The sequence below is a fragment of the Paraburkholderia sp. BR10937 genome (assembly GCF_040965695.1).
Lineage (GTDB): Bacteria > Pseudomonadota > Gammaproteobacteria > Burkholderiales > Burkholderiaceae > Paraburkholderia.
This window is the reverse complement of the sequence record NZ_JBFRCL010000027.1, coordinates 1-24,261: the sequence shown is the minus strand read 5'-3', so window position 1 is coordinate 24,261 and position 24,261 is coordinate 1. Positions and strand designations below refer to the sequence as shown.

The window sequence follows — 24,261 nt, the reverse complement described above, 5'->3', positions numbered from 1 at the left end:
TTCAGTCGATCTGCTTTTGCCACGCGGCGAAGATCCCGCCGCACACCGCCACGCCGATCAGGAAGTAAAACCCGTCGAGCGAACTCAGAAAGCTCGCCTGCTGCGCGACCATGCGGCTCACTTCCGCGAGCGCCAGTCCGTGCGCTTCGCTCGCCGACCGTCCCATCATCTCGAACGAATGCGTGAGCGCCGCGTAGGTGCTCTGGAACGCCGGGTTGAACGGATTCACGAACTCGGCGAGCCGCGTCTGGTGCTGCGCGAGCCGGTGCTGCTCGACGATGATAACCGTCGCCGTGGCGAACGATATCGTCAACTGCCGGACGATGTTTTTCAAGCGGTAACCGTGCGTGAATTCTTCGATCGCGAAGATGCGGAACGTGAGATTGGCGACGGGCAGCACGATGAAGAGCAGCAGCAGGCCGCGCAGCAGCAGCGGCGGGATGAGCCAGGCTTCGCTTGCCTGCGGCGTGAGCCGCGTCATCCAGAACGAGATGAATGCCGAGAGCACGAAGCCGGGCACGATGATCCACTTCTTGTGCGTCACGAGCTTCGCGTAGCGGAAATAGAAAAAGAGCGCACCGGCCGAGATGAGCGACGTGATCCCAGTGAGGCGTCCGGCGTTTTCGACGGGGTAGTTGAAACCGCCTTCGAGCAGCCGCGAGACCAGGTAGCTGAGCGCCGTGCTCAGGTAGTAATAGACCATGTAGAGCAGCAGGCCCACCTGGAACGGCTTCTCGCGCAGCGCGTGCAGGCGCATGAGCGGCTTGGGGTGATGCCACTGGTGCCAGCCGAACCAGGCGAGCGCCGTGATCCCGACGAGCGTGAGCAGAATGATTTCCGGCGACGCGCTGAAGAGTTCGAAGCGCACCTGCTGCATGGCGATTTGCAGCGCGCCCTGCGCAAACGCGAAGATGAGGTACGGCCAGAAGTGCGCTTCACCGCGTTCCTCGGGCAGCAAGTGGCCCGTATCGGGCAGCGCGAGCAGGGCCAGCACGGCGTAGAGCACACCGGCGGGCGCGGAAAACGCGAACAGGGCGCGCCAGTCGAAATGCGCGACGAACTGGCCGCCCACGAGCGGTGCGAGCGCGCTGGAGAGCACGATGAGAATGAGGAACGCGCGCGTCGCGACCGGACGCTGCTGCGGCGTGAAGCTGATCTGGATGAGGATGCGGCAGGTGCCCATCATCGGGCCGATGAAGTAGCCCTGGAAGCCGCGCGCGAAGGCAAGCTCGATCGACGATTCGCACAGCGCCGCCGCGATCGCTCCGACGGCATAGAGCAGCAGGCAGCTCCCCACGTAGCGGCGGTAGCCCATGCGCTCCACCCACCATTGCTGCTGCAGGATGCCCAGAACGGCACACACGGCGTAGGCGCTCGACGACCAGACGAGCTCGTCGGGCGACGCGTTGATGCCGCCCGCGATATGGCTCGTGAAGAACGAGAAGATCGCGTTGTCGTAGTAGTCGAGGCCGGTCGCGAGGGCGAGCACCCACGGGAAAAAGTCGCCGCGCAAGCGCGCCGCGCTGAAGATCGGCTCCGGGGGCTGGGCCGTGCTCATGCCGATTCGTCGTTCTCGCGTGCTTTGCCCGAAGGCTCTGCCGGTCTGCCGCCCGTCGCGGCCGCGGCCGCCTTGCGGCGCCGCGTGGCGGCGAGGCGCTGCTCGATCAGCTGATCGGACGGCTCCCCCGCGAGGCGCCGCTGCAGATAGTCGAGGTCGTCGGCAAGCTCCGCGCGCACCGTCTGCGCTTCCTTCAACTCGCGGCGCACGGCCGCGATGCGCGTGTCCAGCGTCTCGATCTGCTGCGCGAGCGCGTCGGCGATCTGCTGGAGCGACTCCTGCGAATAGCGCCGGCGGCCTTCGCCGACCTGTTCGAGCGGCCGCTTGAGCATTTCGGTGATGCCGTGCAGCGAAAAACCGAGCGCGCGCAGCCGCAGGATGCGCGAGAACTGCTCGAGGTCGTGCTCGTCGTAGAGCCGGTAGCGGCCTTCGCTGCGCGAGGGGCTCACGAGCCCGCGTTCTTCGTAATACTTGAGCGTGCGCGGCGTGACGTTCAGGCGCTCGGCGGCGTCGCGCACCGTGAGCAGCGCGGGGGAATCCTTGGGCATGGGGCACTCCTTTTTCGCCGTGGGGCGACCAGGATATGCCGCGCATTATAATTGAACGTGAACGTTCACGTGCAGGTTGCGGCGTGCAGCGATCCGATGCCGGAAAAGAAAAACGCCCGCGAAGTCGCGGGCGTTTTGCGGTGATTCGAGCGGGCGAGGGCCTTAGCCGCCGCGACGCATCATGTCGAAGAACTCGGAGTTGTTCTTCGTCTGGCGAATCTTGTCGAGCAGGAATTCCATGGCCTCGACTTCGTCCATGTCGTGGATGAACTTGCGCAGCACCCAGATCTTCTGGAGGATGTCCGGCTTGATGAGCAGCTCTTCGCGGCGCGTGCCCGACTTGTTCAGGTTGATCGACGGGTAAACGCGCTTTTCCGCGAGACGGCGCTCGAGGTGCACTTCCATGTTGCCGGTGCCCTTGAACTCTTCGTAGATCACGTCGTCCATGCGGCTGCCGGTTTCGATCAGCGCCGTGCCGATGATGGTGAGCGAGCCGCCTTCTTCGATGTTACGTGCCGCGCCGAAGAAGCGCTTCGGACGCTGCAGCGCGTTGGCATCCACACCACCCGTGAGTACCTTGCCCGATGCGGGGACAACGGTGTTGTAGGCGCGCGCGAGACGCGTGATCGAGTCGAGCAGAATCACGACGTCGTGCTTCATTTCGACGAGGCGCTTTGCCTTCTCGATCACCATTTCGGCGACCTGCACGTGACGCGCAGCCGGTTCGTCAAAGGTCGAGGCGATCACTTCGCCCGCCACCGAGCGCTGCATTTCGGTCACTTCTTCCGGGCGCTCGTCGATCAGCAGCACGAACAGGACCACGTCGGGGTGGTTCTGCTTGATGGCGTGCGCGATGTGCTGGAGCATCACGGTCTTGCCGGACTTGGGCGAAGCGACCAGCAGGCCGCGCTGACCCTTGCCGATGGGCGCGATCATGTCGATGATGCGGCCCGTCACGTTCTCCTCACCGCGCATTTCGCGCTCGAGCAGCAGCACCTTGTTCGGGTGCAGCGGCGTGAGGTTCTCGAACATGATCTTGTGCTTCGAGGCCTCAGGCGGCTGGCCGTTGACCTTGTCCACCTTGACGAGCGCGAAGTAGCGTTCGCCGTCCTTCGGCGTGCGCACTTCGCCTTCGATCGTGTCGCCGGTGTGCAGGTTGAAGCGGCGGATCTGCGACGGGCTGATATAGATATCGTCCGTGCTGGCGAGATACGAGGTTTCCGGCGAGCGCAGGAAGCCGAAGCCGTCGGGGAGCACTTCGAGCGTGCCGTCACCGAAGATCGTTTCGCCCGTCTTGGCGCGCTTTTTGAGAATCGCGAACATGAGTTCCTGCTTGCGCAGGCGGTTCGCATTTTCGATCTCGAGGCCATTGGCCATCTCGATCAATTCGGACACGTGCAGAGACTTGAGCTCGGAAAGATGCATACGGAGAACCCGTCGGGGAGGAGTGCGACGAAAAGAATGGGGGAAAAGAAGCGAGCGGAACCGCTCAAGGACTTTTGGTTGAAACTTTGCTTCAAGCTTGCTTGAAACTTTTATAAGGGCGCCGGTAGACGCTTTATGAATTCTAGCATAGCACACGCCAGAAACCGTCAGTGAAGACCGACAGCAAGTTTCGGCGTGTTTTTATGGTGCGTGTTGTCGCGTGACAACACGCACCGTTGCATGGCGCATCCCTTGCTGGCCGGGCGATGCGCCCGGGCGGGGAGGGGCGGCCGGCAAGGAAGTTACAGGTGGCTGTCCAGGAACGCGGTGAGCTGCGACTTCGACAGCGCGCCGACCTTCTGCGCCGCCACGGCGCCGTTCTTGAAGAGGATCAGCGTGGGGATGCCGCGCACGCCGAACTTCACCGGCGTCGACTGGTGCTCGTCGACGTTGATCTTCGCGACCTGAAGGCGATCGCCGTAATCCTTCGCGACTTCATCGAGAATCGGCGCGATCATCTTGCACGGGCCACACCACTCGGCCCAGAAGTCCAGCAGCACGGGCTTGTCGGATTTCACGACGTCCTGTTCGAACGATGCGTCGCTGATATGCTTGATTTGTTCGCTCATTGTATGAATACCTCTTTCGATTCGAGGCTGAGTAAATTGCTCGCCACGATACACCAAAACTGAAAATTCATCCGGGGCCGCCTTGGCGGCCAGACCGAACCCGAGTCATACGTCCGAATCACACGCCATTCGCACGCAAACCGCGTGGCCCAGCCGATTGCCGACGCCAGTGTAGCCTAAATCCCTATGCGTTGCCGACGGTGATAGTACTCATGCCGCAAGCAGGGTTTCCGTCCTCCAGGCCACATTCGGCGGGACATTCGGGTTGTGGCGCGAGCCTTTTCGCGGGGCCTTTGCGTGCGATTCCTTGTGTTCCTCCACGCTATCTGGAGGCGGTGCGAGCCGTTGCAAGAGGGTGTCTTTCCCGGGGCGCACAACGATGCCTGGAGCGGCCCGGCGCGTTTTTTCGCACCGCAGCAGTCGCTTTGCCGCGCGACCGATGTTAGAATGCGCCGTGACGGGCCTCCTCGCATGGAGGGGCGGTCAACCTGGTCAGGTCGGGAACGAAGCAGCCACAGCCGTTTTCCGCCAGTGCCGAGGGTCAGGCTCGTCACCTTCCTCTTTTTTCTTCCGTTTTTCTCCCCGGATACGAGATTGGCGCCGCGCGATTGACTGCGCGACGCGGTTCTTCGTTGGTCGTGTTTGTCACGCCTGCATCGCCACTGTTTTCGTCGTCCGTCATCGCTGGCTCGCGCCATTGCACGGCGGCCGCGAACCGGGCATTGGCCGCCTTTCGATTCATCTGGACGCGCGGGCGTTGCTGATACAATTTCCGGATGACCTATCAAGTTCTCGCACGCAAGTGGCGACCGAAGGATTTTGCTTCGCTCGTCGGACAGGAGCACGTGGTGCGCGCGCTCACGCATGCACTCGACGGCGGCCGCCTGCATCACGCGTACCTCTTCACGGGCACGCGCGGCGTGGGCAAGACGACGCTGTCGCGTATCTTCGCCAAGGCGCTCAACTGTGAGACCGGCGTGACGTCGAAGCCCTGCGGCGTGTGCCGCGCGTGCCGGGAAATCGACGAAGGGCGCTTCGTCGATTACGTCGAGATGGATGCGGCGAGCAATCGCGGTGTGGACGAAATGGCCGCGCTGCTCGAGCGTGCGGTCTATGCGCCGGTCGATGCGCGCTTCAAGGTCTACATGATCGACGAAGTGCACATGCTCACGAACCACGCCTTCAACGCAATGCTGAAGACGCTGGAAGAGCCACCGCCGCACGTGAAGTTCATCCTCGCGACGACGGACCCGCAGAAGATTCCGGTCACGGTGCTCTCGCGCTGCCTGCAGTTCAATTTGAAGCAGATGCCCGCGGGCAACATCGTCGAGCATCTCACGCACATCCTCGGTGAGGAGAAGGTCGAGTTCGAGGCGCAGGCGCTGCGCCTGCTCGCGCGCGCCGCCGACGGTTCGATGCGCGACGCGCTTTCGCTCACCGACCAGGCCATCGCCTATTCGGCCAACCAGGTCACCGAAGAAGCGGTGCGCGGCATGCTCGGCGCGCTCGATCAAAGCTATCTGATCCGCCTGATCGACGCGCTCGTGGCCGGCGACGGGGCGAACGTGCTCGCCATCGCCGACGAAATGGCGCTGCGCAGCCTGTCGTTCTCCACGGCGCTGCAGGACCTCGCGAGTCTGTTCCATCGCATTGGCTGGGCGCAGTTCGCGCCTTCATCGGTGCTCGACGAGTGGCCCGAAGCCGACGACATCCGCCGTTTCGCGGAAGCGTTGAACCCGGAGCAGGTCCAGCTTTTCTATCAGATCGCGACCCTCGGCCGCAGCGAACTCGGCCTGGCGCCCGACGAATACGCTGGCTTTACGATGACGCTGCTGCGCATGCTCGCGTTCGAGCCTTCCGTGAGCGCGGGCAGCGTGGGCAGTGCGCCGGCGTCGAAGCCCGCTGCGGCGGGCACGGGCGCGCGCGTGGCGGCTCCGGTAGCGGCGTCGGCGCGGAGTGCGGCGCCTGTCGTTGCGCAGCCGGTCGTGCCGAAGCCGGCAGCACCGGTGGCGCAGTCGATCGAAGCCGCGCCGGCGAAGATGCCCGATGCCGAGCAAGCGAGCGCGCCTGCGTCGCTCGCGAGGCCGGCGGCCGAAGCCCGCGTCGTCCCACCCTGGGAAGATGAAGGCGAGACTGCGACGAAGGAGGGTACAGCGCCGCAAGCTGCGCCCGTGGCTCCGGTCGAACCGGCTGCGGCCGCTCCCGCTGCGCCAGAAGAGGTGCAACCTGTGCAGAGCGTGGCTGCTGTGCCCGTGCCGCAATTCGAATCTCCTGAGGAACCTGCCGCCGCGGCGTCTGCGCGTGGTGGTGCAAGCGCTGCGCTCGACGTGCTGCGCAGCAAAGGCATGCGCGTTGCTACGGGCCGTCCCGCTGCCGTTGCCGGCGCGGCTGCCCCGGCGCCCGCGCCGAAGGCCGCACCGCGCATGGAAGTGAAGGTGCCGACGCCCGATCCGGCTCGCCGCGCCGCCGCCGCGCAGGAAGCGCAAGCGCGCCAACCAGCGCGCAACGCCAACGCGCAGCAAGACGCTTCGGGCACGCCGCCGTGGGACGATATCCCGCCTGACGACTACGTGCCGCTGGGCGCCGACGACGCGTACTTTGCGCCGCCCGACGACGGTTTCGTGCCCGCCTACGCCAGTGAGCCGTCCGCGCCGCGCGCCGCCGCCCAGGTGCCGACGCCGTCGCCGGCCGTGGTCGACGTGAGCAAGCTGCCGCCGGGCATCCCGCTCGATCCGATCGGTTTCGCCGGTGACTGGCCCGCGCTCGCCGCCACGCTTTCGCTCAAGGGCATCTCGTACCAGCTCGCGTTCAACAGCGAGCTGACGGCGCTCGAAGGCACGCTGCTCAAGTTGAGCGTGCCGGTGCCGCAGTACGCCGAGGCCTCGCAGGTGGCGAAGCTCAAGACGGCGCTCGCCGAGCGTCTTGGCAAAACCGTTGAAGTGAGCGTGGAAGTCGGCCCGGCGCGCCGCACGGCGGCCGCGCTCGACGCCGCCGAGCGCGCCCAGCGTCAACGTGAAGCCGAGCGCGAGATCGGCGCCGACCCCTTCGTGCAGCAACTGATTCGCGACTTCGGCGCGAGCATCGTGCCGGGCTCGATCCGGCCGGTCGCGCCGGATGTCGCATCGGGCGGTACACAGGCCGCCCACTGATTTGCGCCGCGCGGCGCGGCAAGCGTCGCGCGCTTGTGAGCGCATCGATTCGAACGACTACGATCCAGAAGGAGCAGTGACTATGTTGAAAGGCCAACTCGCAGGGCTCATGAAGCAAGCCCAGCAGATGCAGGAAAACATGAAGAAGATGCAGGAGCAGCTCGCCCAGATCGAAGTCGAGGGTCAGGCTGGCGCCGGTCTCGTCAAGGTCACGATGACCTGCCGCAACGACGTGCGCCGCGTGTCGATCGACCCGAGTCTGCTCGCGGACGACAAGGACATGCTCGAAGACCTCGTGGCCGCGGCGTTCAACGACGCGGTGCGCAAGGCCGAAGCCACGTCGCAGGAAAAGATGGGCGGCATGACCGCCGGCCTGCCGCTGCCGCCGGGCTTCAAGATGCCGTTCTAAGGAACGTGGCGAGCGCCGCGTCTGCGTGAGGCAGGCGGGCGCTCGCGCGTCCCGCGTGCCGTGCCGCGACTGGCACGGCTGCGCGGGCGTCATGGCGTCAAAAGCAGCAAGCAGCAGGAAGCACCTCGAAGCCGGTTCCGCTTCAAACCCCGTCGCGCATCTCGCGCTGAATCCGCATGAAACAACCTTCCGCTCTCGCCGCTCTCGTCGAGGCGCTGCGCGTGTTGCCCGGTGTCGGGCCGAAGTCGGCGCAGCGCATGGCCTATCACCTGATGCAGCACGACCGCGACGGCGCCGAAAAACTCGGCAACGCGCTCCTGTTCGCGACCGAGAACCTGAAACACTGCGAGAAGTGCAATACCTTCACCGAAGCTCAGGTGTGCGAAACGTGCCTCGACGAGGAGCGTGACCCTACGCTCTTGTGCGTCGTCGAAACGCCGGCCGACCAGATCATGCTCGAACAGACCATGACGTACCGCGGTTTGTATTTCGTGCTGATGGGGCATCTGAGTCCGCTCGACGGCATCGGTCCGAAAGAGATCCATTTCGACCGGCTCGTGAAGCGCGCGTCGGACGGCGTCGTCAAGGAAGTGGTGCTTGCTACCAATTTCACGAACGAGGGCGAGGCGACGGCCCATTATCTCGGCCAGACGCTCAAGGCGCGCGGACTCGCGGTCACGCGCCTCGCGCGCGGCGTGCCGGTGGGCGGCGAACTCGAATATGTCGACGCGGGCACCATCGCGCGCGCCATGCTCGACCGGCGCTCGATGTAGCGTCCCGCCATGCCTCGATCGCGGCGTACCCGATAGGGCGACGCAGGCCGAACAGAACGACAGGAGACACCATGAGCGCAGCCGCAGCTTCCCCCGATTCCCGGTCGAACGCATCCGCAGCGAACGGCGCGGGCCCGCTCGCGGGCGTCAAGGTCCTCGAACTCGGCACGCTGATCGCGGGCCCGTTCGCGGCCCGCTTTCTCGGCGAATTCGGCGCCGAAGTCATCAAGATCGAAGACCCCAAGGGCGGCGATCCGCTGCGCAAATGGCGCAAGCTCTACCCGGAAGCGGGTGGCACGTCGCTCTGGTGGGCCGTGCAGGCGCGTAACAAGAAGTCCGTCACGGTGAACCTCAAAGCCGAAGAGGGCAAGGAGATCGTGCGGCGGCTCGCGAAGGAAGCCGACATCGTCATCGAGAATTTCCGGCCAGGCCTGCTCGAAAAGCTCGGCCTCGGCTACGACGTGCTCTCGAAGGACAATCCCGGCCTCGTGATGGTGCGGCTCTCGGGCTACGGCCAGACCGGCCCGTACCGCGACCGGCCGGGCTTCGGCGCGATCGCCGAATCGATGGGCGGCCTGCGCCACATTACCGGCTATCCCGATCTGCCGCCGCCGCGCATCGGCATTTCGATCGGCGACTCGATTGCCGCGCTCCATGGCGTGATCGGCGCGATGATGGCGCTCCATCATCGCAACATGAACGGCGGCAGCGGCCAGATCGTCGATGTCGCGCTCTATGAGGCCGTGTTCAACATGATGGAGAGCGTGGTGCCCGAGTACGGCGTGTATGGCATGGTGCGCGAGCGCACCGGCGCGTCGCTGCCGGGTATCGTGCCGTCGAATACCTACCCGTGCCGGGACGGCAGCATCGTGATCGGCGGCAACAGCGATCCGATCTTCAAGCGCCTGATGATGGCGATCGACCGCGCGGACCTCGCGAACGATCCGCAACTCGCGCACAACGACGGCCGCGTGCCGCGCACGGCGGAGATCGACGGCGCAATCGCGGCGTGGCTCTCAACGCGCACCATCAACGAAGCGCTCGATGTGCTCAATGCCGCCGACGTGCCCGTGGGCCGCATCTACAGCGTGGCCGACATGTTCGCCGATCCGCAGTTCGCGGCGCGCCAGATGATTCAGCAGTTCCGCTGGCAAGCGCCGGGTGAGAAAGAAGGCGAGGGCGTGGACATTGCGCTGCCCGCGGTCACACCCAAGCTCTCGGCGACGCCTGGCGACACCCGCTGGCTTGGCCCCGCGTTGGGCGAGCATACGGATGAAGTCCTGCGGACGCTGGGCTACGACGCGGACGACATCGCACGGTTGCGCGAGCAACACATCGTCTAAGGCGGCTTGCCTCATGCAAAACGGCTCGCCGGTGAACCACCGGCGAGCCGTTTTCGTTTTGCGTCCTGCGTGACAGGAAACGTTCAGGGCTCGATCACGATCTTGCCCGTCACCTTGCGCGAGGCCATGTCCTTGAGCGCCTGCGCGGTGTCGGCGAGCTTGTAACGCTTCGAGACGTACGGCTTGAGTTTGCCTTCGCCGATCCAGCCCATCATCTGCGTGAACGCCGCCGCATTGTGCTGCGGCTCGCGACGCGCGAAATCGCCCCAGAACACGCCGACGAGGCTCGCGCCCTTGAGCAGCGCGAGATTGAGCGGCAGCTTGGGAATCTCTCCATTCGCGAAGCCGACCACGAGATAGCGGCCGCGCCAGCCGATGCTGCGGAACGCCGGTTCCGCATACTCGCCGCCCACCGGGTCGTAGATCACGTCGGGGCCTTTGCCGTCGGTGAGTGCCTTGATGCGCTCGCGCAAGTCCTCGGTGCTGTAGTTGATGGTGGCGTCCGCACCGAAGCGGCGGCAGACTTCGAGCTTCTCTTCGCTCGAGGCGGCCGCGATCACGCGCGCGCCGAGCACCTTGCCGATTTCGACCGCCGCGAGGCCCACGCCGCCCGCCGCGCCGAGCACGAGCATCGTTTCGCCAGCGCGCAGCGCGGCGCGATCGACCACCGCGTGATGCGACGTGCCATACGCGAGCGTGAAGGCGGCGGCCGTTGCGAAATCGGCGCCCTCGGGCAGCGCCACGCACGCCGATGCGTCCGCAAGCGCCTGCTCGGCGAACGCGCCAGTGCCCACGTAGGCCACTACGCGCGTACCGGGCGCGAGCTTCACGCCTTCGCCCGCCGCGCGCACGACGCCCGCGAGTTCGGCGCCGGGCGTGAAGGGCAGCGGGGGCTTCATCTGATACTTGTTCTCGATGATGAGCACGTCGGGAAAGTTGACGGCCGCGGCCTTCACGTCGATCACGACCTGACCGGGGCCCGGCACGAGGTCGGGCGAGTCTTCGAGCGTGAGCGAGTCGGGTGGTCCGTACTGGTTGCAGCGGATTGCGCGCATCGTGTCTCCTGTCTTTTCCGGTTCGGTTGCTTGCAGTTGCGTCGGTCATGCATTCGCTACCGCGGGACAGTGTACGGCAATCCGCCGCAATGCGAACGATCGTGCGATTTATTTCGCGTCGATGACAGGTGGCTTTCGAGGCGTGCCGTGGATGCGAATGCGCCCCGGACCGGCGCATGATTTCGACGTGCAGCCCCGTGGCAGACACGCCCTGGCGCATGGGCCGGGCTGTCGTTCGCGTGCCTTCTTTCCTCGGTTACAATCGCTCGATGCGAATACTACTCAGCAACGACGACGGTTATCTCGCCCCCGGGCTTGCGGCGCTTTATGAAGCGCTCAAGCCGCTCGGCGAAGTCACGGTCATGGCGCCCGAGCAGAACTGCAGCGCCGCATCGAACTCGCTTACGCTGTGGCGCCCGCTGTCGGTGTTGCGATCGGCGAGCACCGGCTTCTATTACGTGAACGGCACGCCCACCGACTCGGTGCACATCGCGCTCACGGGCATGCTCGACCAGCAGCCCGACCTCGTGGTCTCCGGCATCAACAACGGCCAGAACATGGGCGAGGACACGCTGTACTCGGGCACGGTGGCCGCGGCGACCGAAGGCATTATGTTCGGCCTGCCGGCCATCGCGTTCTCGCTCGTCGATAAAGACTGGGTGCATCTCGATTCCGCCGCGCGCGTCGCGGCCGAGATCGTCGCGCATTACCTCGCGAATCCGCTGCCGGGTCATCCGCTGCTGAACGTCAACATTCCGAACCTGCCGTACGACGAGCTTGGCGACTGGCGTGTCACACGCCTCGGCAAGCGTCATCCTTCGCAGCCCGTGATCCGCGAGACCAACCCGCGCGGCGAGCCGATCTACTGGATCGGGCCGTCGGGCAGCGCACGCGATGCGAGCGAGGGCACGGACTTCCACGCGGTAGCGAACGGCCATGTGTCGATCACGCCGCTGCAACTCGATCTCACCCATACGCAAATGCTGTCCGCGACGCACGACTGGGCGCGCAAGGGCGGCAGTGCTTCATGACGGGCGAGCGCACGAAGCGTTTTCCGCTCGGGCTTGCGGATCTCGTACGCGAGCCGCGCCGGCGCGACGCGCGCCCGGGCGATGCACGCACGTCGCTCGCGAGCGCGGGCAGCAGCAGTCCGTCGAAACCGGGCGTCGGCGCGCTCGCGAAGCCCGGCGCGAAGGTAGGTAATCCGGCCGCCGCGAAGTCCACCGCGAGCACGCCGTTCAAGGCGCCGCCTGCCAAGCCGGTCAATGCGAAGCCGGTGAGCGCGAAGCCGGCGAGTTCGATCAAGCCTGTGCATCCTGCCGGCAACGCAGCCGCGCCGCGCGCCGCCATGCCGGGCGGCGCGAGTGTGCCGCGTGCCGCGATGGCCGTCACGGGCGCGCCCGCCGTTGCACTCAACGGCGCACATGCGCTGACTTCGGAACGCGTACGCGAACGCATGGTCGAACGCCTGCGTGCGAACGGCACTGCCGACGCGCGCGTGCTCCAGGCGCTCGCGGCCGTGCCGCGCCACATGTTCATCGACCCGGGTCTCGCTACCCAGGCCTACGAAGATGCGGCGTTGCCGATCGGTCATCACCAGACCATCTCGAAGCCTTCCGTGGTCGCGCGCATGCTCGAGCTCGCGGGCGCGGGCCGTGTGCTGGAGCGCGTGCTGGAAATCGGCACCGGCTGCGGCTATCAGGCAGCGGTGTTGAGCCAGATCGCACGCGACGTGTATTCCATTGAGCGCATCAAGCCGTTATACGAGCGCGCGAAGACGAATCTTCGTCCGCTGCGTATCCCGAATATCCGCTTGCACTACGGCGACGGACGGCTCGGTTTGCCGTCGGCGGCGCCGTTCGACGCGATCGTGATCGCTGCTGCGGGCTTCGACGTGCCGCAGGCGCTGCTCGAGCAACTCGCCATCGGCGGGCGGCTCGTGGCGCCGGTAGCGGTGTCCGGTACCCTGAGTGCCGCCGGCGAAGCGACGCAGGTCCTCACGCTCGTCGAGCGTACCGGGCCGGCGCAGTGGCGAGAGTCACGCCTGGATCGCGTTTTCTTTGTCCCCTTAAAATCTGGAGTGATCTGAATCCGATGAGTATGTTGCGCGCGATCAAAAGAAACCGCCTGAATGTCGACCTGCCCGAAGCCACGCTGATCGCAGCCCAGCGCGGCGCCGCGGTCGCCGCGCTCTGTCTTCTGGCCGCCTGCGCCACGCGACTCGATCAGGCACCTGTGGTGGACCGCACCGCGCCGCTCGGCACGGCGGCCGCACAGCCTCCAGTGCCGCTCGGGCCGCCGCCTCCGGGATATTACCGGGTGAAGCCGGGCGACACTCTCTATAGGATTGCGCTCGAAAACGGCCAGAATTATCGCGACATCGCGACGTGGAACAATCTCACCAATCCGAACCAGATTGAGGTGGACCAGTTGTTGCGCGTCGTGCCGCCGGGTGCGAATCCGTCGGCATACACGCCGGGTGTCGTGACCGCGCCGGTGCCGGGTGTGGGCGCGGCGCCGGGCGCTCCGGCAGCGGGGACGCCGGCGCAGCCGCCGATCTACGGTTCGGGTGCGAACGCTGCGCCGCCGACGGCCGCCGTGCCGCCGCAGCCGGGCGCAAGCGGCGGCGACATGGCCGCGGCGCCGGGCGGCAACATCGCGCTCGCGTGGCCGGTGCGTGGTCCGGTGCTCAACGGCTTCGACGACACGAAGAACAAGGGCATCAATATTGGCGGTGCGCCGGGCGATCCTGTCAAGGCAGCCGGCGATGGACGCGTGGTTTATGCCGGAAATGGGCTGCGCGGTTACGGCAATCTCATTATCATCAAGCATGACGCGACGTTTTTGACCGCGTATGCACACAACCGGACTTTGATGGTAAAAGAAGGGGATGCGGTCACCAAAGGTCAGAAGATCGCCGAAATGGGCAATACCGACTCAGACCGGGTGATGCTGCATTTCGAAGTACGCCGTCAGGGTAAGCCCGTCGACCCACTGAAGTACTTGCCGCCGCAATAAAAGCGAGCCGACCATGCCGAAATCGAAGCGCCGTCTGCAGCAATCCGAGTCTGACAGCCAAGCCGCCCAGGTTTCGGTGGAGGACGGCGCGCAGGCGGGCGACGACGACGCGTCGCCCGACCTCGACAGTGGCCGCGACTACGACGAGCGCGAGGAGCGTGAAGAGCGCGATTCGCAGTCCGACGAAGGCGGTTCGGGCGAGGGCGCCGAAACCGCCGAGGCCGCGCCCGACGCCGACGATTTCCGCGCCATGCTGCAGGCCGAACTCACGGCCGATACCATCCAGCATTATCTGAACCGGATCAGCGTGAAGCCGCTCCTCACTGTTGAGGAGGAGCAGCGTTACTCGCGGCTCGCCAAGGCCGGCGAGTTCGAAGCGCGTCAGGTCATGATCGAGCGCAATCTGCGCCTCGTTGTCAGCATTGCCAAGGGTTACCTCAATCGAGGTGTGCCGCTGCTCGACCTGATCGAGGAGGGCAACCTCGGCCTCATGCATGCAATCGAGAAGTTCGATCCCACGCGCGGCTTCCGTTTCTCGACGTACGCGACCTGGTGGATCCGCCAGAGCATCGAGCGCGCGATCATGAACCAGGCGCGCACCGTGCGTTTGCCGGTGCACGTGATCCGTGAGCTCAACCAGGTGCTGCGCGCGAAGCGACATCTGGAGAAGAATTCGCTCAACGCCGATTCGGCCTCCGAGCGGCGCGACGCGAGCATCGACGACATCGCGTATCTCACCGGCAAGACCACCGAGGAAGTCACCGACATTCTCGCGCTCAACGAACACACGGCCTCGCTCGACGCGCCGCTCGACCTCGACCCGGCCAGCAGCCTGCTCGACCTGCTCTCGGACGACCAGAGCCAGTCGCCCGATGCCGAAGTGCAGCATCGCGAGCTGGAAACGCTTACACGCGCGTGGCTCGGCCGGTTATCCGATAAGCATCGGCACGTCATCGAACGGCGCTTCGGGCTGAACCATATCGAGCCCGCCACGCTCGAAGAGCTGGCCGACGAAATGGGCCTCACCCGCGAGCGCGTGCGGCAGATCCAGCAGGAAGCGCTGGTGCGCCTCAAACGCTTTTTCGCTTCGAACGGCGTGCGCAAGGACGCCGTTCTCTAAACCCTCGCAGTCCATCTGAATGACAGTTCCTGTACTCGTATTCGACATCGAGACGATTCCCGATGTCGACGGCATTCGCCGTCTCGACGATCTGCCCGCAACGCTCACCGACACCGAAGTCGCCGAGCACGCCTTCGTCGCGCGCCGCGAGAAGACCGGCAGCGATTTCCTCCCGCATCACCTGCAGCGCGTCGCCGCGATCTCGTGCGTGTTTCGCGATGGCCAGGGCTTTCGCGTGCGCTCGCTCGGCACGCCCGAAGACGGCGAAGCGCGCCTGATCGATTCGTTCTACCGCACGATCGAGAAGTACTCGCCGCAACTCGTGTCATGGAACGGCGGCGGCTTCGACTTGCCGGTGCTGCACTATCGGGCGCTGGTGCACGGCATTCGCGCGGTGCGCTATTGGGAAACGGGCGAAGAGGACCGCGAGTTCAAGTGGAACAACTACCTTAGCCGCTACCACACGCGTCACACCGACCTGATGGACGTACTCGCGATGTACCAGCCGCGCGCGAATGCGCCGCTCGACGCGCTCGCGAAACTCTGCGGTTTTCCGGGCAAGCTCGGCATGGATGGCGCTCAGGTGTGGACCGCGTTTCAGGACGGCCGCATCGAAGAGATCCGCAACTACTGCGAAACCGACGTGGTCAACACGTATCTGCTCTATTGCCGGTTTCAGATGATGCGCGGCGGTTTCACAGAGCGCGAATATGCGGATGAGATCGAGTTCGTGAAGCAGTCGCTCGCCGCGGAAACCGCACCGCATTGGGGCGAGTATCTCAAGGCGTTCGCGAGCTAGGCACGGCGTCGTCTCTCAGCCGAGTTCGAGCACGATCGGCTGATGATCCGAAGCCTGGGTCGCGCCGTTTATCTCGCAGCTTCGCAAACGTGGGCGCAAATCCTCCGTGACGAAAACGAAGTCGCACGCGAGCGGGCCGTCCGACCATTGCTGCGTGTCGTAGACGCCGGCCGTCGGCGGTGGCGTCGCGCCCGCATGCAGCGCGGTCCACGCGTCGAGGAAGGCGGGGCTGCCCGCGAGCGGTTCGAGCATGCGTGTGTACGCCTCGCTGCCCCACGCGCTGTTGAAATCGCCGCAGACGATCGCGGATAGCGGGCGCGCGGTGCGGGCGAACGGGCCGACATCGTTTTCGGCGGGCGCGGGATGCGCCGCGTGATCGGCGGCTTCCTGCTGCAGGCGTCGCAACTCGTCCACTTGCGCGAGCCGCTGGCGCAGCGAATAGAACTCCAGATGCGTGACCAGTACGCGCAGCGCGCCGCCCGGCGCGTCGAGCACGGCTTCGAGCGCCACGCGTTGCATCGAGGGTGCGGTGGAGTCGGCGGGCCACGGCAGGGCGTGGCGAAAAACCTGCGCGACGCGCAAGCGCGTGGCGAGCGCGTTGCCGAACTGGCGGCGCGGCATCTGCGCCGCGATTTGACCGGAGGCTTGCGCGTCACCCAGCGCAGGCAAGTCGGCGCCGATGGCCTCGATGACCGTATAGCCGGGCAGCAGCGAGCGCAGTTCGGCGAACTGATCGTCGCCCGGACCACCTGGCAGCGCCCGGAAGCCGCGCGTGATCTCCTGCAGGCATAGCACGTCGAAGTCGGCGAGGCGCTGGGCCTCGCGCACCGTGCGCGCGAGATCGACGACGCCAGACGCGTCGCGTCCCCACTGCACATTCCAGCTCACCAGTTTCATCGGCACGCTCCTCGCATAGCGCGACGGGGATTCCCGCACGCACGTTTAACCCTAGCCTGGTTTCTCCCGACGTGTTGTATGACGAATGCGATGGCCGCGGTCGCTATGGGGCGCAGCGAGCACGATCGGACCAGTTCGAAAACAGCAGCGCCGGAGCGCGGGCGCCGACTTCGACTACAATCTCGCCTTCGCCCACAATTCACTCATCGTCAGTCAGGAATCCGCTGGTGTCTCAAGCTGCCCCCGACCCTCAAGCCGAGCCTGCCCAGGCCGAGCCCATGCCGTCCACGCCCCCGAAAAAGCGCAGCAAGCGCGAGCGCCGCGCCGAAAAGCGCGCCGCCATCGAAGCTTCGGTCGCTCATGCCCCCATTCTCGAGATCGAGTCGCTCGACATGGAGGCCCGCGGCGTTGGCCGCACCGTGACCGAGACGGGTGAGCCCGGCAAGGTGATCTTCGTCGAGGGCGCGTTGCCGGGCGAGCGCGTGACCTACCTGAGCTACCGCAAGAAGCCCACCTTCGAACAGGCGCAGGTGGTCGACGTGCTGCGCGAGAGCGCGATCCGCACGAAGCCGCAATGCGCGTTCTTCGGCACCTGCGGCGGCTGCTCGATGCAGCATCTCGACGTGCGCGCGCAGATCGCCGTCAAGCAGCGTGTGCTCGAGGACAACCTCATGCACCTCTCGAAGGTGCGCTCGGAGACGATGTTCCGGCCGATTCACGGGCCGTCGTGGGGCTACCGCTATCGTGCGCGCCTCACCGTGCGCAACGTGCCGAAGAAGGGCGGCGTGCTGGTCGGCTTCCACGAGAAGAAGAGCAGCTACGTGGCCGACATGACGAGCTGCGAAGTGCTGCCGCCGAACGTCTCGGCGATGCTCGTGCCGCTGCGCCATCTGGTGGCCGCGCTGTCGATTCGCGATCGCATGCCGCAAATCGAACTCGCCGTGGGTTCGAGCGTGACGGCGCTCGTGCTGCGTATCCTCGAGCCGCTCACGGCCGCCGACGAAGACCTGCTGCGCGCGTTCGCGGACGAGCACAACGTCCAGTTCTGGCTGCAGCCGAAGGGCCCGGACACGGTGTTCCCGTTTTATCCGCTCGACAAGGAACTGGACTACACGCTGCCCGAATACGGCATTCGCATGCCGTTCAAGCCGACGGACTTCACCCAGGTCAATCACCAGATCAACCGCGTGCTGGTGGGTCGCGCGCTGCGCCTGCTCGCACCGGAGGCCGGCGACCGCGTGCTCGATCTGTTCTGCGGCATCGGCAACTTCACGCTGCCGCTCGCGCGCCTCGCGCGCGAAGTGGTGGGGATCGAAGGCAGCGATACGCTGACGGCGCGCGCGCTCGAAAATGCCCGCGCCAATGGCGTGGACGGCCACACGTCGTTTGCGTGCCGCAACCTGTTCGAAGTCACTGCCGACGACATACGCGCGCTCGGCCACTTCGACAAGTTCCTCGTCGACCCGCCACGCGAGGGCGCGTTCGCCGTTTCCCAGGCGCTCGCGGAAATCGCGCAGAGCGGCAATGGCCCGCTGCCCAAACGCATCGTCTATGTGTCGTGCAGTCCTGGGACGCTGGCGCGCGATGCGGGCGTGCTCGTCAACGAGGCCGGCTACCGGCTCAAGGGCGCGGGCGTGGTCAACATGTTCCCGCACACGTCGCACGTCGAATCGATCGCGCTGTTCGAGCGCGATTGAGCAAGCGCGCGGCAGCGCAGGCACCTGGCCAACGCTGCCGCCGCTGAAGCCAAAAAAAACGCCACGGGAAACCGTGGCGTTTTGCTTTGCAGCGGGCCTCAGGCTAGAGGCGCGGCGATCACCAGATCTGCCACCAGGACTTGTTTTCCTTACCGGGACGCGCGTGACCGGTGATGTACGGGCTGTCCGGGAAGGTGCCGGCGAGCACGCGGCGCGTGTCTTCGGCAAGCTGCGGCTGATCGAGCTTCTGGTACGACAGGATCATGATGTGCAGCGCGTCTTCGATTGCCGGCGCGCTCTTGTAGTCCTGAATCGCGAGCTGCGCGCGGTTGATCGCCGCCACATAGGCGCCGCGGCGATAGTAGTAGTCGGCGGCGTGCACTTCGTGCGAAGCGAGCGCGTTCACGATGTAGCGCATGCGCTGGGCGGCGTCCGGCGCGTACTTGCTCTGCGGATACTTGTCGACCACGACCTTGAACGCGTCATACGACTCGCGCAGCGACTTCGGGTCGCGCTCGCTCATGTCCTGGCCCGAGAAGCGGCCGAACAGACCCAGGTCGTCGTTGAAGTGGATCATGCCCTTGAGGTAGTACGCGTAGGCGACGTCCGGGTGATCCGGGTGCAGCTGGATGAAGCGGTTGATCGCCTGGTCGGCGGCGTCGTTCTCGTTGTCCTTCCAGTTGCAGTAGGCCACGTTGATCTGCGCCTGCTGGGCGAAGTGGCCGAACGGGTCGCGGCCCTGGAGTGCTTCAAAATATTTTGCGCACTTGCCCCAGTCGCCGCCGGAGAGCGCGTCCTGGGCCTCCGTATATAATTTGTTGTTGTTCCATGCTGCCGTTTCGTCGGTCTTTTCCGGCAGGCCGTGGCAGGCCGCGACCACGACGAGCGCCGCGCCGCAAGCAGCAAGTCGAATGATGTTGCCGATCTTGCCGAGCGTGTTTGCTCGCGTCGCGCGCATTGCGTTTCGGGCCACCGCGTGTTGGGCCAGTTTCGTAATCGTGTTCAAGGCTCGCATTTATCCAGTCCAGCTTCAGGTCCACAGGTGACCCAGACTCAATGACCCGTACAGTTATTCCGGGGGCCGGCGCTCCCGGCGCCCAAAACAGCATCAGAGATTATAGCCTGGGCGATGCGCCCGATGACGCAGCCGCCAGTGAGGGGCTCGACGACGAACTCGCAGGCGAGGGCGCCGGCGGCGCCCCGCGTGTGCGCGGCGACGAGGCCCCGCGCTCGGTTCAGGTGCCAGATGAGCTCGCGGGCGAGCGCCTCGACAAGGTGCTCGCCAAAGTATTTCCGGAATTTTCACGCAGCCGTCTGCAGGGCTGGATCGAGGAGCAGCGCGTGCGCGTGGACGGCAAGCCGGCCAAGGTGCGCCAGCCGGTGCCGCTCGGCGCGACCATCGAGCTCGTGCCGGACCTCCTGCCCGAACAGCTCGCGTTCACGCCCGAGCCGGTGCCGCTCGACATCGTCTACGAGGACGACGCCATCGTCGTCATCAACAAGCCTGCCGGGCTCGTCGTGCATCCGGCCGCGGGCAACTGGAGCGGCACGCTCCTCAACGGCCTCCTGCATCGCTATGGCGAAGCGGCGGCGGGGCTGCCGCGCGCGGGGATCGTCCATCGGCTCGACAAGGAAACGTCGGGGCTGATGGTCGTCGCGCGCACGCTCCAGGCGCAGACCGACCTCGTGCGCCAGTTGCAGGCGCGCACAGTCAAGCGCCGCTATCTCGCGCTCGTGTGGGGCAACATGGCCGACGAAGGCACCATCGACGCACCCATCGGCCGCGACCCGCGCGAACGCACGCGCATGGCGGTGGTGAAGGGCGCTTCGGGCAAGCCCGCGCGCACGCACTTCCGGCGCATCGACAAGACGCTCTGGCACAACCAGCCGGTGAGCGCCATTCATTGCGACCTGGAAACGGGGCGCACCCACCAGATTCGTGTGCACTGCGCGCACATCGGTCATCCGCTGCTGGGCGATCCGGTGTACGGCCACGCGCGCGGCAAGCGCTCGGTCGCGGCGCTGCCCGATGGCTTTGCGCGCCAGGCGCTGCACGCGTGGCGTCTCGGCCTGGTTCATCCGGTCACGGGCCGCTCGATGCAATGGCGCGCCGAAGTGCCCGACGACCTGGACGCGCTGATCGAGGCGCTCGGCTTCGGCGGCGAGGAAGACGACGACGAAGCCGGCTTCGATGCAGACATGTTCGACAGCGCCTACACGGACGAAGGCTACGTGATCGGCAGCGACGAAGAAGATTACGAAGACGACGAAGACGACGAGCAAGACGAGCAAGACGAGCAAGACGAGCAAGACGAGGACAAGCACGCATGACGACCTGCCCGGAACTGACATCCGACGCTTTGCTGCATCCCGACTGGCAGGTTTCGCCGCGCGTACGCGCCCTGGTGACGACGCGCGACGGTGGCGTGAGCGAGCCGCCATTCGGGCGTTGGCAGGCGGCGCGGGGCGGTGAAGGCGTGGATCTCCCCGGCGGCCTGAATCTCGGCCGCGGCTCCGGCGACGATCTCGCGCACGTCGAGGCGAACCGCGCGCGGCTGCTCGCGCATGCGGGCGTGCCGGCCGCGTGGCTCAAGCAGATACACGGTCCGATCGTGGTCGACGCCGCGCAGGCGCTTGCCGCCGCGCGCGCGGGCGCTCCGCTCGAAGCCGATGCGAGCGTGACCGCCGAGCCCGGCATCGCCTCCACGGTGATGGTGGCCGACTGCATGCCCGTCTTGCTCTGCGATGCCGAGGGCCGCGCCGTGGGCGCCGCGCACGCGGGCTGGCGCGGGCTGGCCGCGGGCGTCATCGAGCGCACGGCCGAGCGCGTTGCTGCGCTCGCGGGCTGTGCGACGGCCGACCTGCATGCGTACCTCGGCCCCGCAATCGGGCCGACAGCCTTTGAGGTCGGCGCCGACGTGCGCGATGCGTTCATGACCCATGTGGAGCAGGTCGACGCGGTGCGACGCGATGCACACCGTGCCGCCACTGCAGCGGCCTTCGTGGCGCGCCCCGAGGCGAGCGGCAAATACCTCGCCAATCTCACAGCACTGGCGCGTCTGCGGCTCGATACGCTCGGCGTGCGCCACGTGAGCGGCGGCGACCTGTGCACGGTTACGCTGCGTGAGCGCTTCTACTCGTACCGGCGCGATCGCGTCACCGGCCGCATGGCCGCGCTGATCTGGCTCAATCCCTGACGTCGCCGCAACGTGCCGCCGCCGTGATGCAGCGCGGCGGCGCGTGGCGAGTCAGACGATTTTATGTTGCGCTGCAGCTATTCCCGCAACGCACTCTGCGCCACTCACCGCGCATTGGCTCCCCGATTACCGCATTGCACTGCAAACGCTTGCCGCGACGGCGGATTTTTGTGCGCCAGACCGCACAGCAATGTGTCGCGGCAGTTAAACAATTGATTACATCGGGAAAACGATAATTAAAAAAATATCGCAGCGCGGCAAAATCGGGCACAAGCATTGACACGCTTTGCAATGGGGAGCAAGAATGTCCTTCACCCACGGGACAGGTCGTGACGAGCGCCGCAATGGCGCCCGTATGCGTACCACCTGCCTCTCAACCAGTCCTTCGGGACACATCGGTCAAAAGCAGGCATGACGGCATCTCAACGTTCCAAGACTGCCCCGGGCACGGGCGCCTCAACTGATGGTGCAACGCGCGGCAATCCGCCTTTTGCTCCCGACGCAGCCGGCATGCAGCAGTATCTCGACGCGTGGACGAACGCCTGGAAGAGCGCCCTGAATGCTGCGCAGCAAACCGGCGGCGCGGCGCAGCAAGCGCCCTTCACGGGACTCGCGGCCAACTGGTGGCCGCCAGCAGGCAACGGTGCGCCGGGCAATCCGTTCGCCGCTGGCAATCCCTTTGCCGCAGGCAATCCTTTCGCTGTGTCCAATCCTTTTGCTGCAGGCAATCCCTTCGCCGCAGGTAATCCGTTCGCTGCCGGCAGTCCTTTCGGCGCGGCCAATCCGTTCGGTGGCGCGAACCCGTTCGAAGGTTTCAAGCTTCCGACGGCATCGATCGAACCCACCCGGCTGCAGCATCTGCAGGCGGAATATTCGCGCGACGCGCTCGACTTGCTGCGTCAGGCCACCGACACCACGCCAAAGGCGCCCGAACTCAAGGACCGGCGCTTCAGCTCCGACGCCTGGAAGGCCACGCCGGCGTATGCGTTCACGGCGGCGTGGTATCTGCTCAACGCGCGCTATCTGCACGAACTCGTCGACGCCATCGATACCGATGCGAAGACGCGCGAGCGCATTCGCTTCGCCGTGCAGCAGTGGACCGCGGCGGCCTCGCCGAGCAACTTCCTCGCACTCAATCCTGACGCGCAGAGCGCCTTGCTCGAAACTCACGGCGAGAGCCTGCGCCAGGGTGTGATGAACCTGATCGGCGACATGTCGCGCGGCAAGATTTCGCAAACCGACGAATCGCGCTTCGTGGTGGGCCGCAATCTCGCGACCACCGAAGGTTCGGTCGTGTTCGAGAACGCGCTGTTCCAGCTGATCCAGTACAAGCCGCGCACGGCCACCGTGCGCGAGCGGCCGCTTCTGATCGTGCCGCCGTGCATCAACAAGTACTACATCCTCGACCTGCAGCCCGAGAACTCGCTCGTCGCGTATGCGCTGGAGCAGGGGCAGCAGGTGTTCCTCGTCTCGTGGCACAACGGCGACGCGTCGATCGCGGACCGTTCCTGGGACGACTACATCGAAGAAGGCGTGCTCACGGCCATCGAGACGACGCGCAGCATCAGCGAGCGCGAGCAGATCAACACGCTCGGGTTTTGCGTGGGCGGCACGCTGCTCGCCACGGCGCTGGCCGTCGCGGCGGCGCGCGGCGAACATCCCGCTGCGTCGATGACGCTGCTCACCGCGATGCTCGACTTCGGCGACACGGGCGTGCTCGATGTGTTCGTCGACGAAGCCCACGTGCAGATGCGCGAGCAGACCATCGGCGGCAAGAACGGCGGCACGCCGGGGCTCATGCGCGGCGTCGAGTTCGCGAACACGTTCTCGTTCCTGCGGCCCAACGATCTGGTCTGGAACTACGTCGTCGATAATTATCTGAAGGGCCGTACGCCCGCGCCGTTCGACCTGCTGTTCTGGAACAGCGACTCGACGAGCCTGCCGGGGCCGATGTACGCCTGGTACCTGCGCAATACGTACCTCGAAAACAAGCTGCGTGAGCCGGGCGCGCTCACGGTGTGCGGCGAGGAAGTGGATTTGTCGCGCATCGACGTGCCGACCTTCATCTACGGCTCGCGCGAGGATCACATCGTGCCCTGGCGCACGGCGTATGCGTCGGTGCCGTTGCTGTCTGGGCCGCTGAAATTCGTGCTTGGCGCGTCGGGCCATATCGCCGGCGTGATCAACCCGGCGTCGAAGAACAAGCGCAGCTTCTGGAGCATCGAGGCCGACGCGAAGCATCTGCCCGAAGAGGCCGACGACTGGTTCGCCGCTGCCGAGGAAAAACCCGGCAGCTGGTGGCCGACCTGGGCTGAATGGCTCGATCAGTACGGCGGCAAGAAGGTGAAGCCGCGTGCGCAAGCCGGCTCGGCGGAGTTCCCCGAGATCGAGCCGGCGCCGGGGCGTTATGTGCAGCAGCGCGATTGAGGCAACTGGAACGCTTGCTGCGGAATTCGGATTAACAACTTGACGGGCGGGGCGCATGGCGCGCCACCAAGTCGCCCGGAGGATCTGGAAATGACTGACATTGTGATCGTTTCGGCCGCACGTACGGCAGTAGGCAAATTCGGCGGCTCGCTCGCGAAGGTGGCGGCGCCCGACCTGGGCGCAATCGTCATCAAGGCTGCGCTCGAGCGCGCGGGTG

21 protein-coding genes, 1 other RNA gene and 1 pseudogene are annotated in these 24,261 nt (G+C 65.8%); 15 read left to right on the top strand and 8 right to left on the bottom strand.

The genetic code is table 11. The features are described from left to right. Window position 1 precedes the first annotated feature (1 nt). The 4 genes from AB4Y44_RS22340 to trxA all read right to left on the bottom strand — a co-directional run bounded on the left by AB4Y44_RS22340 (window position 2) and on the right by trxA (window position 4,160). Window positions 2-1,558 (bottom strand): MFS transporter, encoded by a 1,557-nt coding sequence (locus AB4Y44_RS22340; protein ID WP_368700918.1) that lies wholly within the window; start codon window positions 1,556-1,558, stop codon window positions 2-4. Beyond that, on the bottom strand, window positions 1,555-2,106 hold the full coding sequence (locus tag AB4Y44_RS22335; protein ID WP_342920459.1) for a MerR family transcriptional regulator: 552 nt from the start codon (window positions 2,104-2,106) through the stop codon (window positions 1,555-1,557). Before AB4Y44_RS22335 ends, AB4Y44_RS22340 begins: the two co-directional genes overlap by 4 nt. Before the next feature lie 162 nt (window positions 2,107-2,268). Then, window positions 2,269-3,531 (bottom strand): transcription termination factor Rho, encoded by a 1,263-nt coding sequence (gene rho, locus AB4Y44_RS22330; RefSeq protein WP_027818379.1) that lies wholly within the window; start codon window positions 3,529-3,531, stop codon window positions 2,269-2,271. Window positions 3,532-3,833: 302 nt separating this feature from the next. Further along, window positions 3,834-4,160, bottom strand: coding sequence for a thioredoxin TrxA (trxA, locus tag AB4Y44_RS22325; protein WP_027818380.1), 327 nt, complete (start codon window positions 4,158-4,160; stop codon window positions 3,834-3,836). Window positions 4,161-4,616: 456 nt separating this feature from the next. Here trxA and ffs point away from each other — a divergent pair. Then, an RNA gene (ffs, locus tag AB4Y44_RS22320) (signal recognition particle sRNA small type) lies at window positions 4,617-4,715 on the top strand. On the opposite strand, the gene AB4Y44_RS22315 is transcribed toward ffs, so the two are convergent. Further along, entirely contained in the window at window positions 4,711-4,902 is a 192-nt protein-coding gene (locus tag AB4Y44_RS22315) for a hypothetical protein (RefSeq protein WP_368700917.1), read from the bottom strand. The two genes, ffs and AB4Y44_RS22315, sit on opposite strands and share 5 nt — an antisense overlap. Before the next feature lie 34 nt (window positions 4,903-4,936). On the opposite strand from AB4Y44_RS22315, the gene dnaX reads away from it, so the two are divergent. The 4 genes from dnaX to AB4Y44_RS22295 all read left to right on the top strand — a co-directional run bounded on the left by dnaX (window position 4,937) and on the right by AB4Y44_RS22295 (window position 9,834). Then, window positions 4,937-7,309, top strand: coding sequence for a DNA polymerase III subunit gamma/tau (dnaX, locus tag AB4Y44_RS22310; protein ID WP_368700916.1), 2,373 nt, complete (start codon window positions 4,937-4,939; stop codon window positions 7,307-7,309). Between the two features lie 82 nt (window positions 7,310-7,391). Next, window positions 7,392-7,718: a YbaB/EbfC family nucleoid-associated protein gene (locus tag AB4Y44_RS22305; protein WP_028204938.1), complete on the top strand. Its 327-nt coding sequence runs from the start codon at window positions 7,392-7,394 to the stop codon at window positions 7,716-7,718. A gap of 176 nt (window positions 7,719-7,894) precedes the next feature. Next, window positions 7,895-8,491, top strand: coding sequence for a recombination mediator RecR (recR, locus tag AB4Y44_RS22300; RefSeq protein WP_133184310.1), 597 nt, complete (start codon window positions 7,895-7,897; stop codon window positions 8,489-8,491). Between the two features lie 71 nt (window positions 8,492-8,562). Continuing rightward, on the top strand, window positions 8,563-9,834 hold the full coding sequence (locus tag AB4Y44_RS22295) for a CaiB/BaiF CoA transferase family protein (protein WP_368700915.1): 1,272 nt from the start codon (window positions 8,563-8,565) through the stop codon (window positions 9,832-9,834). 83 nt (window positions 9,835-9,917) lie between these two features. Here the strand turns inward: AB4Y44_RS22295 and AB4Y44_RS22290 are convergent, their stop codons facing one another. Next, a complete protein-coding gene (locus AB4Y44_RS22290; RefSeq protein ID WP_133184312.1) occupies window positions 9,918-10,889 on the bottom strand; it encodes an NADPH:quinone oxidoreductase family protein in 972 nt (323 codons plus the stop codon). Between the two features lie 269 nt (window positions 10,890-11,158). Here AB4Y44_RS22290 and surE point away from each other — a divergent pair, with 269 nt between their 5' ends. The 5 genes from surE to AB4Y44_RS22265 are packed head-to-tail and all read left to right on the top strand — an operon-like array spanning window position 11,159 to window position 15,826. Beyond that, window positions 11,159-11,920: a 5'/3'-nucleotidase SurE gene (surE, locus tag AB4Y44_RS22285; RefSeq protein ID WP_324158963.1), complete on the top strand. Its 762-nt coding sequence runs from the start codon at window positions 11,159-11,161 to the stop codon at window positions 11,918-11,920. Further along, the gene (locus tag AB4Y44_RS22280) at window positions 11,917-12,978 is read left to right on the top strand and encodes a protein-L-isoaspartate(D-aspartate) O-methyltransferase (protein WP_368700914.1); all 1,062 of its coding nucleotides are present in this window, start codon (window positions 11,917-11,919) and stop codon (window positions 12,976-12,978) included. The genes surE and AB4Y44_RS22280 overlap by 4 nt, the downstream gene beginning before the upstream one ends. Before the next feature lie 5 nt (window positions 12,979-12,983). Then, the gene (locus AB4Y44_RS22275) at window positions 12,984-13,907 is read left to right on the top strand and encodes a peptidoglycan DD-metalloendopeptidase family protein (RefSeq protein WP_266229031.1); all 924 of its coding nucleotides are present in this window, start codon (window positions 12,984-12,986) and stop codon (window positions 13,905-13,907) included. A gap of 13 nt (window positions 13,908-13,920) precedes the next feature. Continuing rightward, a complete protein-coding gene (rpoS, locus tag AB4Y44_RS22270; RefSeq protein WP_342920454.1) occupies window positions 13,921-15,027 on the top strand; it encodes an RNA polymerase sigma factor RpoS in 1,107 nt (368 codons plus the stop codon). A gap of 19 nt (window positions 15,028-15,046) precedes the next feature. Further along, window positions 15,047-15,826: a 3'-5' exonuclease gene (locus tag AB4Y44_RS22265; protein ID WP_342920453.1), complete on the top strand. Its 780-nt coding sequence runs from the start codon at window positions 15,047-15,049 to the stop codon at window positions 15,824-15,826. A gap of 15 nt (window positions 15,827-15,841) precedes the next feature. Here AB4Y44_RS22265 and AB4Y44_RS22260 read toward each other — a convergent pair whose 3' ends face one another. Beyond that, window positions 15,842-16,723 (bottom strand): endonuclease/exonuclease/phosphatase family protein, encoded by an 882-nt coding sequence (locus AB4Y44_RS22260; RefSeq protein WP_342920452.1) that lies wholly within the window; start codon window positions 16,721-16,723, stop codon window positions 15,842-15,844. A 278-nt stretch (window positions 16,724-17,001) separates the two neighbouring features. On the opposite strand from AB4Y44_RS22260, the gene rlmD reads away from it, so the two are divergent. After that, window positions 17,002-18,420, top strand: coding sequence for a 23S rRNA (uracil(1939)-C(5))-methyltransferase RlmD (gene rlmD / locus AB4Y44_RS22255; protein ID WP_342920703.1), 1,419 nt, complete (start codon window positions 17,002-17,004; stop codon window positions 18,418-18,420). Window positions 18,421-18,538: 118 nt separating this feature from the next. Here rlmD and AB4Y44_RS22250 read toward each other — a convergent pair whose 3' ends face one another. Beyond that, window positions 18,539-19,435: an outer membrane protein assembly factor BamD gene (locus tag AB4Y44_RS22250; RefSeq protein WP_342920451.1), complete on the bottom strand. Its 897-nt coding sequence runs from the start codon at window positions 19,433-19,435 to the stop codon at window positions 18,539-18,541. Between the two features lie 41 nt (window positions 19,436-19,476). Between AB4Y44_RS22250 and AB4Y44_RS22245 the strand changes: the two genes are divergently transcribed. The 4 genes and pseudogenes from AB4Y44_RS22245 to AB4Y44_RS22230 all read left to right on the top strand — a co-directional run. After that, entirely contained in the window at window positions 19,477-20,751 is a 1,275-nt protein-coding gene (locus AB4Y44_RS22245; RefSeq protein WP_368700913.1) for an RluA family pseudouridine synthase, read from the top strand. Beyond that, window positions 20,748-21,617 carry a peptidoglycan editing factor PgeF gene (pgeF, locus tag AB4Y44_RS22240; RefSeq protein ID WP_368700912.1) on the top strand — a complete coding sequence of 290 codons (870 nt, stop codon included), beginning with the start codon at window positions 20,748-20,750 and terminating at the stop codon, window positions 21,615-21,617. Before AB4Y44_RS22245 ends, pgeF begins: the two co-directional genes overlap by 4 nt. 510 nt (window positions 21,618-22,127) lie before the next feature. Further along, window positions 22,128-24,044, top strand: a complete 1,917-nt coding sequence (gene phaC, locus AB4Y44_RS22235) for a class I poly(R)-hydroxyalkanoic acid synthase (protein ID WP_342920448.1) — start codon at window positions 22,128-22,130, stop codon at window positions 24,042-24,044. 90 nt (window positions 24,045-24,134) lie between these two features. Beyond that, window positions 24,135-24,261: pseudogene (locus AB4Y44_RS22230) on the top strand (acetyl-CoA C-acetyltransferase); the annotation flags it as partial.